Annotated in this window: 16 protein-coding genes; 10 read left to right on the top strand and 6 right to left on the bottom strand. The window is 72.3% G+C overall.

Translation table 11 applies throughout. The annotated features are described in order from the left end of the window. Window positions 1–150 precede the first annotated feature (150 nt). Entirely contained in the window at window positions 151–981 is an 831-nt protein-coding gene (locus tag ABZ374_RS35170; protein ID WP_360319139.1) for an SDR family NAD(P)-dependent oxidoreductase, read from the top strand. Window positions 982–1,161: 180 nt separating this feature from the next. Further along, window positions 1,162–1,842 (top strand): snapalysin, encoded by a 681-nt coding sequence (gene snpA / locus ABZ374_RS35165; protein WP_360319137.1) that lies wholly within the window; start codon window positions 1,162–1,164, stop codon window positions 1,840–1,842. 173 nt (window positions 1,843–2,015) lie between these two features. On the opposite strand, the gene ABZ374_RS35160 is transcribed toward snpA, so the two are convergent. From ABZ374_RS35160 to ABZ374_RS35145, 4 genes are all read right to left on the bottom strand, one after another. Further along, the gene (locus ABZ374_RS35160; protein ID WP_360319135.1) at window positions 2,016–4,106 is read right to left on the bottom strand and encodes a phosphocholine-specific phospholipase C; all 2,091 of its coding nucleotides are present in this window, start codon (window positions 4,104–4,106) and stop codon (window positions 2,016–2,018) included. A gap of 330 nt (window positions 4,107–4,436) precedes the next feature. After that, on the bottom strand, window positions 4,437–4,898 hold the full coding sequence (locus ABZ374_RS35155) for a hypothetical protein (RefSeq protein ID WP_360319133.1): 462 nt from the start codon (window positions 4,896–4,898) through the stop codon (window positions 4,437–4,439). Between the two features lie 166 nt (window positions 4,899–5,064). Continuing rightward, the gene (locus tag ABZ374_RS35150; protein WP_360319131.1) at window positions 5,065–6,552 is read right to left on the bottom strand and encodes a hypothetical protein; all 1,488 of its coding nucleotides are present in this window, start codon (window positions 6,550–6,552) and stop codon (window positions 5,065–5,067) included. A 223-nt stretch (window positions 6,553–6,775) separates the two neighbouring features. After that, window positions 6,776–7,423 (bottom strand): TetR/AcrR family transcriptional regulator, encoded by a 648-nt coding sequence (locus ABZ374_RS35145; RefSeq protein ID WP_360319129.1) that lies wholly within the window; start codon window positions 7,421–7,423, stop codon window positions 6,776–6,778. Between the two features lie 131 nt (window positions 7,424–7,554). Between ABZ374_RS35145 and ABZ374_RS35140 the strand changes: the two genes are divergently transcribed. The 8 genes from ABZ374_RS35140 to ABZ374_RS35105 all read left to right on the top strand — a co-directional run bounded on the left by ABZ374_RS35140 (window position 7,555) and on the right by ABZ374_RS35105 (window position 14,275). Then, complete coding sequence (locus ABZ374_RS35140) at window positions 7,555–8,124, top strand: 2-oxoacid:acceptor oxidoreductase family protein (protein ID WP_360319127.1); 570 nt, start codon at window positions 7,555–7,557, stop codon at window positions 8,122–8,124. Next, complete coding sequence (locus tag ABZ374_RS35135) at window positions 8,121–8,408, top strand: 4Fe-4S dicluster domain-containing protein (RefSeq protein ID WP_360319125.1); 288 nt, start codon at window positions 8,121–8,123, stop codon at window positions 8,406–8,408. Before ABZ374_RS35140 ends, ABZ374_RS35135 begins: the two co-directional genes overlap by 4 nt. Next, window positions 8,405–9,580, top strand: a complete 1,176-nt coding sequence (locus tag ABZ374_RS35130; protein ID WP_360319123.1) for a hypothetical protein — start codon at window positions 8,405–8,407, stop codon at window positions 9,578–9,580. The genes ABZ374_RS35135 and ABZ374_RS35130 overlap by 4 nt, the downstream gene beginning before the upstream one ends. Continuing rightward, on the top strand, window positions 9,577–10,428 hold the full coding sequence (locus ABZ374_RS35125; RefSeq protein WP_360319121.1) for a thiamine pyrophosphate-dependent enzyme: 852 nt from the start codon (window positions 9,577–9,579) through the stop codon (window positions 10,426–10,428). The genes ABZ374_RS35130 and ABZ374_RS35125 overlap by 4 nt, the downstream gene beginning before the upstream one ends. Further along, window positions 10,425–11,534, top strand: coding sequence for a D-2-hydroxyacid dehydrogenase (locus ABZ374_RS35120; RefSeq protein ID WP_360319119.1), 1,110 nt, complete (start codon window positions 10,425–10,427; stop codon window positions 11,532–11,534). Before ABZ374_RS35125 ends, ABZ374_RS35120 begins: the two co-directional genes overlap by 4 nt. Window positions 11,535–11,572: 38 nt before the next feature. After that, on the top strand, window positions 11,573–11,929 hold the full coding sequence (locus tag ABZ374_RS35115) for a hypothetical protein (protein ID WP_360319117.1): 357 nt from the start codon (window positions 11,573–11,575) through the stop codon (window positions 11,927–11,929). 13 nt (window positions 11,930–11,942) lie between these two features. Continuing rightward, window positions 11,943–13,502 carry a class I adenylate-forming enzyme family protein gene (locus tag ABZ374_RS35110; RefSeq protein WP_360319115.1) on the top strand — a complete coding sequence of 520 codons (1,560 nt, stop codon included), beginning with the start codon at window positions 11,943–11,945 and terminating at the stop codon, window positions 13,500–13,502. Between the two features lie 74 nt (window positions 13,503–13,576). Then, window positions 13,577–14,275: a hypothetical protein gene (locus ABZ374_RS35105; RefSeq protein ID WP_360319113.1), complete on the top strand. Its 699-nt coding sequence runs from the start codon at window positions 13,577–13,579 to the stop codon at window positions 14,273–14,275. A 38-nt stretch (window positions 14,276–14,313) separates the two neighbouring features. On the opposite strand, the gene ABZ374_RS35100 is transcribed toward ABZ374_RS35105, so the two are convergent. Continuing rightward, window positions 14,314–14,895: a hypothetical protein gene (locus ABZ374_RS35100; RefSeq protein WP_360319111.1), complete on the bottom strand. Its 582-nt coding sequence runs from the start codon at window positions 14,893–14,895 to the stop codon at window positions 14,314–14,316. A gap of 248 nt (window positions 14,896–15,143) precedes the next feature. Continuing rightward, the gene (locus ABZ374_RS35095; RefSeq protein ID WP_360319235.1) at window positions 15,144–16,343 is read right to left on the bottom strand and encodes a helix-turn-helix domain-containing protein; all 1,200 of its coding nucleotides are present in this window, start codon (window positions 16,341–16,343) and stop codon (window positions 15,144–15,146) included. Between the last annotated feature and the right edge of the window lie 810 nt (window positions 16,344–17,153).

Genomic DNA, 17,153 nt, shown 5'->3' with positions numbered 1-17,153 from the left:
CGCAGCCGGTCTCGATTCCCGGTTCCCTCTCGTCATCGGTAACCCCTGGGTTAACCGGGGTTGCGAGCATCGTCGTTGCTCGGGCGCCGCCCCGGCACGATCGTAGAGATACGCCGAGCGGAACGCTCGAACAGGGAATCGGGGATCACCATGGCCAAGACCGCGCTCGTCACCGGCGCGACCGGCGCGCTGGGCCTCGCGCTGGTGCGCGGGCTGTGCCGCCGCCTCGGCGACGACGGCGTGGTCTACCTGACGTCCCCGGACCCGGAACGCGGGCGGGCCGCCGTCGCCCGGCTGCGCGCCGAGGGGTTCGCGCCCAGGTCGGCGACCCTGGCACCCGACGATCCGGCCGGCGTCGGCACGCTCGCCGACACCCTCGGCGCCCGACACGGTGGCGTGGACGTGGTGATCGCCGGCGCCGCCGCCCGGATCGCCTTCGGGGTACGCAACCAGGACCAGGTCGGGTCCTACGTACGGACCGACAACCACGACACCCACCGGCTGATCGAGGCGTTCCGGCCGCTGCTGCGCGACGGGGCCCGATTCGTACTCCTGGCGGGCGACTTCGGCGAACTGCGGCATCTGCCGTACCGGCTGCGCGCGCGTTTCGACGTGGAGCGGGCGAGCCTGGCCGACCTGGCCGAGGTGATGGACGACTACGTGCGCGCCGTCGAGGAGGGGCGGGCGGCGGCCGAAGGCTGGCCGGCGTGGATCGGCGTCCCGTCGATGATCGGCCGGGTCGCCGCGATGCGGATCCTGGCCCGAGAGCTGACCGAGGACGCCTCCCGGCGCGACATCCTCGTCAACGCCGCGAGCGTGTGCCGCGCGGATCCGGCCGAACCGATGGAGCCCGCCGAGCGGGACGCGGCGGTCGAGCGCGCCGCCGACGACGTGCTGTGGCTGGCCACACTGCCCGCTGGCACCGCCGAGCCGTACGGGCAACTCGTCCGCGCCCGCGCGGTGTTGCCGCTCCGGGCGTGAGCGCGCCCCCGGGGGTCGGCACGAGGGGGCAGGGCCCCGGATCGGATCGTGCTATCACCGGCTGGCATCATCCGCGCCGCTTGCCGGCGGGGACACACTCGGCCTGACCGGAGTCCCCCCGGAGTGTGCCCGGTGTCCCACCGGCGACCGGGGATCCACCGGCACGAATGGAGTCTCCCCATGAATCGTCGCAAGACGGTGTTCTCGGCGGTGCCGGCCCTCGGCCTGGTCGCCGCCCTGATGGCGGTGCCCGCCGCCGCTGCTCCGTCCCAGGCCGCCCCCCATGCCGCCCCCCGGCACCATGCGACCTCGACCTACGCGGGCTCGCCCGCCCAAGAGGCCGCGAACAAGGCGTTCTTCGCCGCGGTGATGAAGTCCGTGCAGGCCAAGCAGGCCACCCACCCCGGCCTGCAGACCGTCACCATCACCTACGACGCCAGTCAGGCGCCGTCCTTCGCGTCCGAGATAGCGCAGAGCGCCCAGATCTGGAACGACTCGGTGGGCAACGTGCAATTGAGCGAGAGCAGCGGGAACGCCGACTTCGCCTACTACGAGGGCGACGACCCGCAGGGCTCGTACGCCGACACGGACGGACACGGCCAGGGATACATCTTCCTGGACTACGCCCAGAACCAGGAGTACTACTCGGTCCGCGTCACCGCGCACGAGACCGGCCACGTGCTCGGCCTGCCGGACGACTACTCCGGTCCGTGCAGCGAGTTGATGTCCGGCGGCGGCCCGGGCCCGTCCTGTACCAACCCGAATCCGGACGCCCAGGAACGCAGCACCGTCGAGTACCTGTGGCAGAACGGCCTGGCCGGCGTCACCGACCGGGCACCGATCTTCAGGACGATCCGCTGACCCGAAACACCGATCCGAAGGCACGGCAGCCCCCGGCCCCGCCGACCACGAACCGCTCGTGGCCGGCGGGGTCGCCGCCTTCGCCCGCCGGCGGCGTGCGGGAACGCACGTCCCGGCGTGGGGAAGTCGCCGGGACGTGCGCGCTGGTGCGGGGCCCCGCCGCGACCCGTCGGTCAGCCGCTGACGCTCTCCCGGCCGTTTTCGATGTGGCCGACCAGGCGTCGGCTGAAGCCGTCGGAGCCCTCGATCGTCACCGTGACGTCGTACCAGCCGTCGGCCGAACCCGTCGACCAGTGCACCGTACGGTCCCGACCCGGCTTCAGGGTGATCGTACGCTCACGGTCGGAGCAGCCCTGACCGTAGGCGTTCGGGGTGAGCTTGAAGGTCACCGACTGGCGGCCGTGGTTGGCCAGTTCCAGATCCAGCACCCGGCCCGTGCCCCGGATCCGCGAGGTGACCTCGACGCCCGCCGTCGCGGTGGCGCCGGCGAACTCGCGGCGGAAGCCGTTCGGGCCCACCAGCGTCAGGTCGTAGCGGTCGCCCTTGAGCGCGATCGTCTCCGAGCGCCGCCCGCGCACGTCGTAGTGCTTGGGCTTGGGCAGGTCGCCCGTGTACGGGAACAACTGGAGGTGCACGCTGGACTGCCCGCCGTTGGCGAGGTCGAGCGTCAGCGTGCGCTTCCCCGCGTCCAGCCGGGCGGACGCGTCCGGCTGGTACGGCAGCGGGCGAGCCGGGCGGCGACCGCGCTCGGGCTCGGGCAACTTCTGGTCGGCGGGCGGCGTGGGCCGCCAGCGCGAGGTGAACGCCGGGGCCGGGGCCGGGCGCGGCGGTACGTGCGAGCGGCGGGCCCGATCGAAGTCGAAGACGCCGGTCAGGTCACCGGAGACGGTCCGTCGCCACTCGCTGATGTCCGGCGCGCGCACCCCCGTCCAGGTCTCCAGGAACCGGGTGACCGAGGTGTGGTCGAAGATCTCCGAGGAGACGTAGCCGCCCACGGTCCACGGCGACACCACCATCATCGGCACGCGGGCGCCGAACCCGATCGGCAGGCCGTTGTAGTACTCGTCCTGGACCCCTTCCGGCGGGCACGGCGCCGGCACGTGGTCGAAGAAGCCGTCGTTCTCGTCGAACGTCAGCAGGACGACGGTCGAGTCCCAGATCTCCCGGTTCGAGGCGATCGCGTCGAGCACCTGGTAGGTGAGTGTCGCGCTGGCGGCGGGCGAGGACGCGCCCGGGTGCTCGGAGTCGGCCGCCGAGGGCACCAGGTAGGACACCTCGGGCAGGGTGCCCGCCGCGATGTCGGCGCGCAGCGAGTCCGCCAGCGAGTGCGGCCGGCCGCGACGCAGACCCCGCTCGTACAGCTCCCGGTCGGCGGCCGGCAGCGCGGCGACGCCCTGCTCCAGCTTGGCCAGCAGCGGTTCCTGCTCGGCGGCCGGCAGCTTGCGGAGCTTGCCGTAGAACTTGTCCAGGCTCTTGAAGTCGCCGGCGGCGGCCAGCGCCTTGCGGGCGACCTGCTTGAAGGAGACGTAGAACTCCAGGTTGTTGTCCTGGTAGTTGTCCCACTCCTGGTAGACCTTCCAGGACCGACCCGCACGCTGGAGCTGCTCGGCGTAGGTGGTCCAGGCGTAGCCCGCGTGGGTGTCCTCGGAGTAGGCGGCGTTGTCGATCGCGCGCCGGGTGCTGCTGCCGGGCTCGTAGCCGGTGTAGCCGCTGACCAGGTAGTTGCGGTTGGGCGACGTCGAGGACGGCAGCGCGCAGTGGTACGCGTCGCAGATCGTGAACGTGTCCGCCAGCTCGTAGTGGAACGGCAGGTCGGTGCGGTCGTAGTAGGCCATCGTGGCGGGCGTCTTGGCGCCGATCCAGCCGTCGTTCCAGCCGTCGTTCCACGCCTTGTGGCCGCCGTCCCAGCCATGGTCGAGGTCGCCGATGTACTGGAGGTCCTTGGACGCCTCCTGGGCCGCCTTGCGCACCGAGAACGGCAACACGCGACCGGCGGGGCCGCCCGGCTGCTCGAACACGGTGTGCCCGTCCCGCAGCCGGATCGCGTTGTGGTCGCCGAAGCCCCGGACGCCGCGCAGCATGCCGTAGTAGTGGTCGAACGACCGGTTTTCCTGGACGAGCACGACCACGTGCTTGATCGCCTTCAACCCGCCGCGTCGGGGCGGGGAGGCGAGGGCCTGCTGCACGGACGGCGGCAGGAGCGAGCCGGCGACGGCGAGTCCCGCGCCGCCCGCGCCGAGCTGGAACAGGCGGCGGCGGGACACGCCGGAGGGAGGCTGGGGGGAGGCCGACACGAAGTGCCCTTTCGGATGTGTCCGTGCGAGGGGTTCGCACGGAGGTGGTGCTACGGGTGTGCCGAGCCGCTCGCACGCGCCGCGGTGGGTCGGGCGTGCGGCGGTGTTCCAAAGTGCGGAAGGTTCGGACGAACGCAGTTCATCGCTCCGCCGTCGACCGGGGAGCGGATCACGGGTGACGGGCAGGCAAACTTCCGCCACCGCGCGGGGCACGGTCGCGCTGCGTACCCGGGTCGTCCGGGTGCGACGCGGCCGGGCCCGGTCTGCCTGCCTCGATGGGCACCGCGGGCGGGAACGTGTCTACGGTCCGGAGCCGATCGCGTGCAGCGCGGCCCGCACCGGGGGGACATCGACCGTGGGGACGGCGAGTTCCCAGTGGCGATCGGCGCCCTGCACGGCCACCAGGCGAAACCGGAGCCTGTCGATCGTGTGACTTCCCGGGCCGTCGACCGGTCGCACCCCGTGCACGTGGAACGGAGCGGCCAGGACGACGCCTTCGCCGGGTCGGCGGAGGGCTCGAAACCGCAGCCACACCGCCGGTGCGGGCGCGGCGGGATCGAGAATCGGCATGCCTTGCCGAAAGCGGCCGTCGTCGCGACTGAACGCGGCGACGGCGCGTGCCTCTCCGGCGTTCCAGGCGGCGAGGTCCGCCTCGGCGCGGGCCGAGGTGTCTCCGGTGAGCAGTTCGAGCATTCGCTTCGGATTTCGGATCAGCTCCGAAAACGTCTGCGTGCCCGCCGCCCGACACACGTGTCGTTCCATCGCTGCCCCCGGCGCCGGAACCCGATAGGGCACAGACGGTACCTCGCGGCCACGGCCGGATGTCCGGAATTCGGCGGATGCCGGTGCGGCCCGCGTCGGTCACAGCGAACGACGAGGCCACAGCCGGTGGGCCGGGACCTCGTCGGTCGAGGAGCGGGGGGTGGGGCTAGGCCGGCGCCGCATCCGGAGTGGCGGCGGCTGCGGCCTTGGCCGCTGCCTGGAGGGTCTGTACGGGGGTGTTCGTGCGCAGGGCTTCGACGTAGATCAGTGCGTCCGGGGCGATTCGGGCGCGCAACTCGCCTTCCTCGATCCGGGCCTCGGTCAGCCAGCCGTCCGTGACGAGGGTCTCGGCGGCGGTCGTCACCCGGTCGGCCGCGGTCGCGGTGAGGTCGGTGAGGAAGGCGACCTCCACCCGGGCCTCGCCGTTCGCGTCCGAGTGGGAGGTGATGCCGAGTGCGGCCAGCCGTACGTGCGCGGGTTGCTTGCGCAGCTTCTTGTGCGAGATCAGCCGGGCCACCCAACCCGAGGACCGGGTCCTGGGCAGCTTGCCCAGGGCGAAGCCCTCGGCGCCGGGGACACCGCACCCGACCGGGTCCTCCTCGGTCGCCAGCAGGTCCTCGACATCGACGGTGAGCCAGCCGGACGCGGTCAGCTCGCCGACCGCGAGTTCGGCCTCCTTGCCGCACACGCCGCGCAGGTCCGGCCCGGTCAGGTTGGCCACGCCGGAACCCACCCCGCGCAACAGGCAGACCAGCGCGAGCAGTCGGGCGACCGGCGCGGTGCCGGGGGCGGTCCGGCCGATGTAGGTGAGCGCGCCGCGCACCGGCTCGCCGAGGCCGCTCACCGCCCAGTGCCCACCGGGCTCCGCGCCCGGACGGGCGCTTTCCCACGGGATGCCGCGCTGCTGGGCCAACTGCTGGAGGGTGGTCTCGTACGCCCGGTGGGCCCGGTCGGCCTCGGCCCGGACCAGGCCGGTGCCCAGCGGATAGGGCGCGTCGGCCCACAGGGTGAGTGCGGCCGCCTTGCGTTTGGTCAACTCCGCGACGACGGTCAGGTCGGCGACCCCGCCCGCCTGGTGCGCGCGGAACCCCTCGACGATCGCGGTGAGTTCGGTGAGCAGCGGCTCCGGCAGGCCGGGTGGCACGGTGAGCACGCCGAAGCGCTTGAGGCCGGCCTGCTCGCCGCCCTTGGGCAGCTTGGGCTCGCGCGGCCGGCGGGCCTCCTTCGACGACCCCGGCTCGGGCGCGGTGCGCGCGCCGCGGGTCGGCGAGGCGGCGGCCGGCGCGGCGACCGGTGCGGTCGGCTCGCGCAGCTCGGGCAACAGCGGCGAGGCGGGGCGCGGCAGCGCGGGTGCGGGCTCCGCGGTGTCCCGGCCGGCCACGGACACCTGGATGGGCCCGTCCAGGCCGACCACGGCCAGGGGCGGGGACAGGGCCAACAGGCCGCTGTCGACCAGGTCGCCGGCGATGCTCATCGCGCTGCGCGAGCCGATCGTGCGGCCGTTGGGGCCGGCCAGCCCGGCGACCTCGCGGATGGTGATGCTCTGCCCCGCCGCGGCCGCCGCGGCGAACAGTGCGAACACCCGCAACTCCACCGGGGCCATGCGGTTCACATCCATCGAGCCGACCCGGGCGGCACGCGTCTTCAGAGGCATGTCCCCCTGTCTACCGCACCGGGCCCGGCCCCGAAGCCCCATTCGGCCCCAACACCCGAAAGGACTAACGAACACGACGTTAACGATCCGGAAATCGGATCGATTACGTTCGTTCCGGGGGTTGTTGTGGCGAATCCCCGCCGAAACCCCGTGCCGCGCCCCGGTGTTCCGGCGCCTCGCCGAGTTCCGGTACGTCCGCCACCGACCCGACGCACGCACCGATTCACCCGCCCGCCAGACCCACCCCCGCCAACGCGAACCGCACCGTGTGCGCCGCGTCGTCCGGCGTCACCGCCGTGCCGGCGCGCAGGTGGTCGTGCAGCGTGGCCAGGGTCAGCCGGTAGACCGCGAGCGCGTCCGCCGCCGGTTCGCGGGTCGGCGCCGCGGCCAGAACCTCGCGCAGCGGGCGGACCATCGCCTCCACCGAGTCGCGTTGTTCGGCGGGAAACAGGTCGGCCAGCCGGTCCTGGTGCGCGACGAACGGGCGGGTACGCGCGGCGGCGACCGGATCGCCGGCCTGCGCGAGGACCCCCTCGATCCAGGCCGCGACCTTGCCCGAGGCGTCGGGGGCGGCCGACATCCGGCGGTCCAGGTAGTCGGCCATCCGCCGCCGGCCGTCGTCGAGCAACGCGACGAGCAATTCGTCCTTGGATCGGAAGTGCCGGTAGAACGCCTGATTCGACAACCCGGACTCGCGCATGATGTCGCGCATCGTCGGATCCAAGCTGCCGGTGCGCTCGACCACCCGGTAGGTCGCGTCGACCAGCCGCCGGACCTCCTCCTCGTACACCGCCCAGCGCGCCGCCAGCGGCCGGCGGACCGCATTGCCCATCAGACCGGCGGAGTTCGCCGCCGCTTCGATCCCGTCCACCGGCGATCCCCACCTTCGATCCGCGCCGCTCTTGTTTGTCGGAACGCCGCATCCTACTATCCGGAACAACGTTCTGGGCCATCCGTACCTGCACTGTGCCGAGCCGCCCGGCCGGTCGCGAAGGGGTCTCCATGCAGCGTGAGGTTCTACTGACCGGGATCGGCGGCCAGGGCATCCAACTCGCCACCGCGCTGTTGGCCGCCGCCGCGGTGGCCGAGGGCCGGCACGCGATGTACTTCGGGTCGTACGGCGGCATGATGCGCGGCGGCAACTCGGACACCACGCTGGTCCTGGGCGACGACCCGATCGAGAGCCCGCCGACGATCGGCTCGGCCTGGTCCGCCCTGGTCCTGCACCCCGCACACGCGAGCGGCGTCTACTCGCGGCTGCACGACGACGGCCTGCTCGTGCTCAACACGAGCCTGTGCGATCCGGTCGACACGCCCACCGTCGGCCGGCTGGTCCCGGTCTCCGCCTCGGAGTTGGCCGCGAGCAGCGGCAACACCTCGGCGGTGACGATGATCGCGCTCGGCGCGTACGCCGCGGCCACCGCGGTGGCCGGCCTGGACACGCTGCTGGCCGAGGCCGACCGGGTGTTGCCGCCGTACCGGAGGCAGCACGTCGAAGGCATCCGCGGCGCGCTGCGCACGGGCCACGCGCACGCCGGACCGGCGCTGCGGGCCTGGCCGGTGCACGCATGACCGCGCGCGGGTCGAACCCGGGGCCCGAGGAGCCGGTGCTCAGCAAGGGCACCCTCGTCATCGACGTCGACGCCTGCAAGGGCTGCGACCTGTGCATCGACGCGTGCCCCGCGGGCGTGTTGCGGATGACCGTCGAGGACGTCAACGACCGCGGCTACCGCTATCCGCAACTGCTGCCGGGGTGCATCGCCTGCAAGGCGTGTTCGGCGATCTGCCCCGACTTCGTCTTCCAGGTCTATCGCTACGACGAACCCCGCGACGAAACCGGAGGCACCCGCGGATGAATCCGACCGGTTCTCGGCCACCCGTACTGCCCGGCTCGGCCGCCATCGGCGAGGCGATGATCGCGGCCGGTTGCCGGTTCTTCGCCGGCTATCCGATGACGCCGTTCACCGAGGTGCTCGAACACATGGCCGCCCGGCTGCCCGAGGTCGGCGGGGTCTGCGTCAACGCGGAGAGCGAGTTGGAGGCGGTCGGGATGGCGTGGGGCGCCGCCGCCACCGGCACACCGGCCGCGACCGGGTCGACCGGGCAGGGCCTGTCGCTGATGCAGGAGTCGCTGGCCGAGATCGTGTACGCGCGGTTGCCGCTCGTGGTGCTGAACATGGCCCGCGCGCAGGGCGACTACTTTCAGGCCACGCGCGGTGGCGGGCACGGCGACTACCGGCACCTGGTGCTCGCGCCGTGCGATGTGCGCGAGGCGGTCGAGTTGACCCAATACGCCTTCCACCTGGCCGAGTTCCGGCGCAGTCCGGTATTGGTGATGGGCGACTACTACCTGGCCCACACGCACGTCTCGGTCGACGTCCGGCCGCGCGACTTCGGCCCGCTGCCCCCGCGGGACTGGGCCCTGGACGGCTCGACCGGCGGTACCGGCGCGGCCAGGCTCGTCTCGCCGCTGTCCGACCGCAAGCAGCGGCACGCCGGCGATCGCCGCGACGCCGGCTACGACCTGGCCGAGTTCTACACCCGACACGGCGCCGCGATGGAGCGCATGGTCGCCGAGACCGAACCCCGCGCGGAGACCGGCTTCCTGGCCGATGCCGAGGTGGTGGTGGTCGCGTACGGAACGCCGGCGCTGTACGTGCGCCAGGCCGTCCGCGACCTGCGGGCGCTGGGCCTGCGGGTCGGCTACGTACGGCCGATCACGCTGGTGCCGTTCCCGAGCGAGATCGTGCGCGCCGCGGCGACGGGCGCGCGGGTGGTGGCCGTGTACGAGAACAGCGGAGGACAGATGGTGGACGACGTACGCCTGGCCGTGCTCGGCGCGGCGCCGGTGCGCTTCATCGGCCGACTCAGCCTGGATCCGTCCGGCTTCGGCATCGCGCCCGATCTCGACGTCGGCGCGATGCGGCGCCGGATCGAGGCCGCGTTCGGTCCGGTCGACGAGGGGTCGACGGGCGCTCCGGCGGCCGGGGCCGGTCCGGTCGGCGAAACCCGGCGGGATCCGCGATGAGCGCCGGAACGCCGGCGGCGAGCCCGTCCGGCCCGCAGCCCGCCGGGCGCCGCGAGTTGCCCGTCCTGACCACCACGGCCGCCGCGCCCACCTGCGGTGCCCGGCTCGTGCACGACTTCACCCCCGACCTGATCGACGTCGGCGCGCACCACCTGTGTCCGGGCTGCGGCGAACCGATCGCGATGCGCTCGATGGTCGAGCAGGTGCAGGAGGTCGACCGGGTCACCAAGGCGATCGCGGTGTTCGGGATCGGCTGCTACACGGCCTACTCCAACAACCTCGACATCGAGGTGCTCCAGGCCCTGCACGGCCGAGCCCCGTCCCTGGCGACCGGCGTCAAACGTTGCCGGCCGGACACCCTCGTGTTCACCGTGCAGGGCGACGGAGACATGGTCGACGAGGGCCTCCAGGAGGTGCTGCACACGGCGGCACGCGGCGAGAACGTCACCTGCTTCATGCTCAACAACGGCGTGTTCGGCGAGACCGGTGGGCACATGACCGCCACGACCGTGCTGGGACAGCGCACGAAGAACACCCTCGGCGGGCGCGATGCGGCCCAGCACGGCTATCCGATCCGGCTCGCCGACCTGATCGCCGGGCTCGACGGCGCCGCGTACGTCGCCCGCGGCGCGGTCGACGACATCGTCAACATCACCCGGACCGCCCGGATGATCAAGAACGCGTTCCGCACCCAACTGCGCGGCGACGGCTTCTCGTTCGTGGAGATCCTGACCATGTGCCCGACCGGCTGGTTCGTCGACACCGCCGCCGCGCCGGAGTATCTGGCGAAGACCCACGCCGCCACCCACACCCTCGGCGTACTGAAGGACCGGAGGACCACCGCGTGATCGACGCGTCCGAAAGCCGCGGGCCGGCCCCCGACGCCCCCGAGGCGGCGCCCATCGTCGTCGGCATCATGTACCCGGCCGGGTGGGACATCCGTCCCGCGCACGTGCTCGCGGCCGACCTGGACGCGGTGCGGGCCCTCGATCCCCGGCTGGAGATCGTGGACTGCCGTTACGTCGAGCCCGAGGGGCTGCGCACCGCACGCGGCCGGCCGGGCGCGGCGGACCGGCCGGAACTGCGCGACCTGGCACCGGTGTTGACCGCCGAGCAGCGCGACCTGCTGGCCCGGGCCGAGATCGTCCTGGTGGCCGATCTGCCGTTCGACGTGGCGGATTTGGCGCCGAGGTTGCGCTGGGTCCAGAGTTGTGCGGCGGGCAACGGGCAACTGCTCTCGGCCGGGCTGCCGAGCGAGCGCATCCGGCTGACCACGGCGGCGGGCGTGAACGGCGCGCCGATCGCCGAGTTCGTCTTCGCCCGGCTGCTCGCCTTCGTCAAGCGGCATCGCGACCTGGACGCGCTCCAGCGCGCGCGGCGCTGGCAGCCGACCTTCGGCGGGTCGATCCAAGGCGGCACGTTGGGGCTGATCGGCGTCGGCGGGATCGGTTCGCAACTGGCGCGCCGGGCCAAGGCGTTCGGGATGACGGTGCATGCGACCCGGCGGCGGGTGCAGGTGCCCGCCGAGCACGTCGACCGGCTCTTCCACCCGGACGACCTGCACGAGATGTTGGCCGGTTGCGACGCGGTGGTGTCGGCGGCGCCGGAGACCGCGGACACGGTCGGCACGATGGACGCCGCCGCGTTCGCCGCGATGCGCGAGGGCGCGTTCTACTGCAATGTCGGGCGCGGCTCGTTCGTCGTCGAGCCGGACCTGATCGCGGCGCTGCGGGCCGGCCGACCGGGCGGCGCGGCGCTGGACGTGGTCGCGACCGAACCGCTGCCGGCCGACGACCCGCTGTGGGATGCGCCGAACCTGTACCTGTCCGCGCACTGCTCCAGCGCGGCCCTCGAACACTTCACCGAGGTCTTTCGGCTCTTTCGGGACAACCTGGCCCGGTATCTCGCGGGCGAGGAACTGCGCAACCGGGTGGACGCGCAGGCGGGGTGCTGAACCCACCCATTCACTCACCTTCACCGGAGGCAGTTCGCATGAGCGACGAAATCGCACCCCTCGGGGACGAGCCGGCCGCCGAGCGCACGCTCGGCGGGATCGGTACCCGCGTGTTGTTCGAGGACGACAAGGTCCGGATCTGGGAGCTGGAACTGGCTCCGGGCGCGCGCAGCGACGCGCATCGGCACGAATTGGACTACTACCTGGTCCAGATCGCGGGCGACCGGATCGCGGTCGAGCCGGAGCCGGACAGTCTGGGGGAGTACCGCGAGTACTTCGCGGCGGACGTGGTGCCCGGCGTGGTGGTCCCGATGCGGCGCGGTGGCGTGGAGACCGCGGTCAACGTGGGCGAGCAGCGCTATCACGAGATCATCGTCGAGCTGAAGGACCGCTGAAGGGGGCGTGGCGATGGCGCGGGACGGTCTGGTGATCGGTGCCGTGTTCACGGGCGCGGCCCGGGCCGTCCCGGATCGGCCGGCGGCGGTCCTGGGGGAGGACGTGCTCACCTTCGGCGAACTGGACGCGGCGGCGGACCGGATGGTGGGTGCGCTGCGCGGCGTCGGCGTCCGGCGGGGCGACCGGGTGGTGTGTTGGAACCGGACCACGCTCGACGTGTTGCCGGTGTTCGTGGCGCTGGCCCGGATCGGCGCGGTCCATGTCCCGCTCGGCCCGGCCCTGTCCGCCGACGAGGCGACCGCGACGGCCCGGGTGGCCCGGCCCGTGTTGCTGATCGCCGACGACACCGTGCCGGGGGCGACGGTGGGGGCCGCGATCGGGGTGGCGGTGGTCGGGCTCGGCGGGTCGGCGGGTCCGACGGGTGGCGCGCCGACGCCCGAGGGCGCGACTGCGCCCGATGTCGCCGAGGGGCCGGGCGAGACCGACCCCCACGTAATCTTCTTCACCTCAGGCAGCACCGGCCGCCCCAAGGGCGTGATCCTGTCCCACCGCACCAACGTGCTGCGCACGCATCCCGGTTCGCAGCTCGAACCGCGCGGCGCGATGGTGTGTCCGTATCCGCTGTTCCACATGGGCGCCTGGACCATCGCGCTGCAACAGTGGCAGGCGCGCGACACGGTGGTCCTGGTCGCCAGGGCGGACGGCGCGGAGATCGTCGCGGCCGTGCGCCGACACCGCGCGACTCGGCTCAACTGCGTGCCGGCGGTGTGGCAGCGAGTGCTGGACACGCTCGCGGCCGAGGGCGGCCCGGGGCTCGCCGGCGGCACGCTGGAGACGTTGCGCTTCGCCGACACCGGGACGTCCCGGACGCCGCCGGAGTTGCTCGCGGCCATCGCCGAGGCCGCGCCGAACGCGGTGCTGCGGGTCTTCTACGGCTCGACCGAGGCGGGCAACGTGGCCGCGCTCGACGGCGTGGACGTAGCGCGCAAGCCCGGGAGTTGCGGTGTGCCCGGCCCGTTCCAGGAGATCGAACTCGGCCCGGACGGCGAGGTGTGGGTGCGCGGACCGCTGCTTTTCGACGGCTACTTCGACGACGAGGCGGCCACGCGTGCGGTGTTGCGGGACGGCCGGTACCACACCGGCGATCTCGCGACGATGGACGCCGAGGGGTATCTGAGCATCGTCGGCCGGGTCGGCGAACTGATCCGCACCGGCGGCGAGGCGGTCGCACCGGGGGAGGTCGAGGCGGTGCTGACGCGGACCGACGGTGTTCGCGAGGCGGCCGTGGTCGGCCTGCCGGACGCGACCTGGGGCGAGCTGATCTGCGCGGTGGTGGTGCCGAGCGATCCCGCGAATCCGCCCGACCTCGCCGCGTTGCGGGCCGGCTGTGTGGGGCGTCTGGCCGCGCACAAGCACCCCCGCCGGGTGGTGTACGTGGACGAGTTGCCGCGCACGCCCGCGACCGGCCAGGTGCTGCGCCGGCGCCTGGCCGAGCGGATCACGGCGGCGGCGGTGGAGGCGGGGCCGGCTGCGGTCGCGTCGATCGCCGACAATCCCCCCGGATCGCGCTGAGCGTTTCGCTATGCTCGCGGGGAACGGTCGATCGACGGGAAACTCCGCCGCACATCGGGTGGTTCGGGGGCGCGATGACGAACGGAAACGAGCCGCAGGGGCCCGGTGGGCAGGTACCGCCGTGGACTCCGCTGGACGACTTCTTGCTCTACACCTGCGATGTGGTCGCCGACGTGATCGAGGACCGCGTCGCGCAACGGCCGCCGGTGCCCAGCCCGATCCGGCTGGATCCGGGCGATCGGGCGCTGGCCACGGGCCAGGCGGAGCGGTTCACCATGCGGGCGGCGGGCGACGGCAGCTACCGACACAGCAACATGTTCGTGTTGGGTGGCCCGGCGTTCGTGGTCGGCGCGCTGGCGGCCAACGCGATCGGCAACAACGTCCGGCGCAACAACGCCGCCCGGGACGCGCAGCCGCGCTGGATGCCGGACGGCTTCGGCGAGGCCACGGTGACCCTGCAACACGTGCGCCTGGTACATCCGATCGCGCCGCTGTCGTTGTACTGGAACGGCCTGGACGCGGTGGACCTGCCCGGTCCCGGCGTCTTCCAGGCGTCGTTCCAGGACACCTACGGCAACGGCTACATGAGCATCCGGCTGCACTCCGGGTGGGCCTCGCTGATGTTCGCCCTGGCCGCGCTCGACTCCTTCCCGGCACACCCTCGACTGCTCGCCGGCACCTGGCTCCCACCACACTTCGAACACCACGCCGCCGTGCACGGCCGCTACTGCCGCCCGGCGGCGAGATTGGCGACGCACCGGGCAGGTGGCTGAAGCACCGGCGAACCGTCGGGCGCAGGTGGGTCGGTGGTTCAACCCGTGCCGGTGGGCGTCAGGCGGTGGATGACGTCGCGGTCGGCGATGGCGGCACGCAGGCCCTCGCTCGCGAGCCATCGGGCGAGGCGGGTGTGGAGTTCGCCGGCCTGGTCGATGGTCAGGCCGGCGATCGGGATCGGGCCCAGGCACAGGCGCGGATCGGGCGGTGTGACGGTGGGGATCAGGTCGGGTCGATGCCGGGCCAGGTGGTGCAGAAGCACGAGCCGGTGGTGCTCCTGGACATGCGCGATCACGCCGGCCTCCCCGTCGGCAGGCGCCACCAACACCCGCAACCGCAGCCCGAATCCGTCCCGCACCAGCCGGGCGCGCCCCGGCGTGGGCTCGTCGGGATGTCCGGGCACCATCAGCGTCCCGGCAAAGTCGCCGGCCTCGGCATCGGTCAGGTGAACGGTGGCCCGATCGGGCTCGTCCCCGACGGGATGCACCCCGAGCGAGAAGAAGTCGACCCGCCAGACCCCCAGCCCACTCGGCCCGAGCCGAACACTCCAGGCGGGCAGAACCACGACCGGAAGCCCGGTGCCGGTGTCGGAGGCGGGGGTGGCGTCGATGTCGGTCATGGGGGCTCCAGGGATGTGCGGGGAGAAGGCGGGCGCATGCTGCCGGACGGGCCGGCAATCGTGCCTCGGTCGGGAGGGCGAGTCGGCAGTCGTCCCGGTGCCGGCGCGTATGTGCACAGGTACCGAGTCGTCGTGATCCCTCCTGCCGAACGAAGGCAACTAGACCGTAATGGAGCTATTACGCAATGACAGGGACGGTTCGTCCCCCATCGCAATGGGGGACGAACCGTCCCTGTCGGGTGTCTCGGTTAGACGGCCAAGACGCCCACGTCCTCGGCGAGGGTCGCCACCTCCCGGTGCAGGGGACCGTGGGTGGTGCGCCAGAGTTCGGCGATCACGGCACGCGAGGCGGGTGTGTATCGCACGGCCTCGGGGCCCACCTCCACGGAGCGTCGCATCAGGTGCAACGCTGCGATCCGGTCGTCGCGCTGGAGGTGGCCGCGGGCCGCCTCGGTCCACAGACGCGACTGCCTTTCCACGCTGGGCATTGCGGCCGGGTTCGCGCGGTTCGCGTAGTCCAGTGCGGTACCCGCAGCCCGCAGATCGGCCGACACACTCACCGCGTGAAAGTCGACGTTAGCCTGTCCGAATACCGTCCAATGGTGCACACAGCCCATTGGCAGGCTCTTCGCGACGGCGTCGGCCCGGCGCCAACTCGCCCAGGCATCACCCTCGTTGCCCTGTCGGGCATGGGTGACCGCCGCATGCAGACGCAGCGCCCCGTACAGTCCCCGGGCGTCGTCCGAGGCGTCGTCGAGATACGGACGCAACCTCTCGGCGGCCTCGATCACCACGGTCAGTGCCTCGCCGGGATCGGCCGCCTCGCGCAGGGCATTGCCGTAGCACCAGGCCGCACCTGCGAGTGCTTCCGGCGTGTCCGCGTATTGCGCGGCGGACATACCGCGATCGGCCACCACCCACACGAGTTCGGCGGGCGCTATGTAGGCGATGTGCTGCTGGGCCAGGTGGTAGATGGTGGCCAGCACGGCATACGCATCGCGACGAGCGGGCCCGTCCAGAACACGAACGGCGGTCTCGCCGTCGGTGATCAGGTCCGGAAGGAGTGCGCCGATCCGCGTACGGTTGAATCGCACGCCGTGCCACAGTGTCCACGCCGCCTCCACCCGAGCCCGGAGCGACGGCACGTCCGGGGCCTCTTCGGCCGTGGGCGTGTGATTACGGCGCTTGACGGCACTCCAGACCTTCGGGATCGACTCGTGATGCAGCGCGGCCGAAACAGGTTGCAGGACGTCGCCGGTCCCGGTGAGGACACCGAGATCGGTCAGCCCAAGGTTCGCCGCGACCCGAAGCAGCAAACGATGGTCGCGCAACGAGCGTTCGCCGCTCTCGATCTTCTTGAGCCAATCGGGCCCGCGTCCACAGAGACCGGCGAGTACCGGTCGGCTCATCCCTCGACGTTCACGAAGCCAACGAATGCGCTCGCCCATGGTCAGGTCGGATGGCATGTTCATGGCGCCCCCGGGGGTGTGGTGTGTCTCTTCCGCCACGGTACGCCTCATATCGACCGATCAGCCGGCGTCCGCGCGAACTGTGGCGCCCGAGCCGCCTGTGCGGGGCGGGGGTGATGGTCAGGAGGGCCCGACATACCAGAACCGGGATCAGTCGGCGTTGGTGTCGGCGCGCCCGGCTCGCGTCAATCGTCGCCGCCGAACCCAGGACGACTGCTGCCAAAGCGAGTTCGAGCCCTCGAACATGCTCGACCGGAAGCACCTCCGGACCGCGCCCGCCCTCGCCCGCCGACGCGCCGACACGTCATCCGGGCCCTCGTGGCGTTTCGGCCCCGGACGACCCCGTCACGTCGTCCACCCCCCCTGCCCCAACAACACGCCAACTCCCCCACGAACAAAGAAAGATCCCCGATCACACCGCCGCCGGCCATAACGTGCGACACCGGTTCGCACAACGTCGAGGTCGCGGCCCCGCCCCACCAACCGGGCGCCGCGACCGACCCGTGCCGCGCCCTACACGACGCACTCCCCACAAAGCGACAAACGCCGAGGCCCGCAAAACCTCCCCGAAGCGGTGCCCCACCCGCTCCCCACCCCCCTGAACCGACCGAAGCCGACTGCCCCCCACACCCCAACACCCGACACAGGCCCCCGAACACCCACCCCCGGCGCGTCAGCGCCCCCGAGACAGGCAAGCCGCGCGATCGACGCGCGCAGCGCGGAGAGCGGCGGAGCCGCAAAACGTTGACTTCGTGGCCCGGAGCGAAGCGCAGGGACACGAAGTCACGA

This window comes from Embleya sp. NPDC005971 (genome assembly GCF_040629175.1).
Lineage (GTDB): Bacteria > Actinomycetota > Actinomycetes > Streptomycetales > Streptomycetaceae > Embleya.
Note: the sequence above shows the minus strand (reverse complement) of the source record. Positions and strands in the feature narration are given on the sequence as shown.